The 465-nt window shown below is 40.2% G+C and carries 1 protein-coding gene; it reads left to right on the forward strand.

Translation table 11 applies throughout. The annotated features are described in order from the left end of the window. A partial coding sequence (locus tag AAEZ03_RS25885; RefSeq protein ID WP_350582579.1) for a hypothetical protein occupies positions 1 to 395 on the forward strand: 395 nt, incomplete at its 5' end. Positions 396 to 465: the final 70 nt, after the last annotated feature.

Raw genomic sequence — 465 nt, forward strand, 5'->3', positions numbered from 1 at the left:
TCTTAGAATATCTCGTGCATACTAATCATCCAATATTTGAACAGCCGCATTTAGACAAGGCGTTGTTTTACGAGGCTTTTGGCGAATTAGACAGTTCATTAAGTAATAAATTACAACAAGATAAAGCGTCTCAGCCTCTTCTTGAATCAAGTTTGGCCGATAGCCAAACCGAGGTGCTTGCTTGTCAGCAAATGCAAAATAAAGCATTATATGCGACAAGACAGCTAGCAAAGCGCCAGTACACTTGGCTTCGCAAAGTAATGCAACTGCCCAGTACTGCGACACCAGTAGCAATAAGTCCCAACTCTGCTGATGATGCAAATGACTCTATGAACCATACGTTAGAGATTAAAGCATTCACAACAATGGCAGAGGCAAGAAACTATCTGCTTTAGCCATTCTTAAAGGCGTTATTTGCCTTAAAGTCTGTCTTGATTTTGCTCCATCTTATTAGAAACACAACAT

This window comes from Pseudomonas sp. HY2-MNA-CIBAN-0224 (assembly GCF_040310285.1).
In the GTDB taxonomy this organism is placed as follows: domain Bacteria; phylum Pseudomonadota; class Gammaproteobacteria; order Pseudomonadales; family Pseudomonadaceae; genus Aquipseudomonas; species Aquipseudomonas helleri.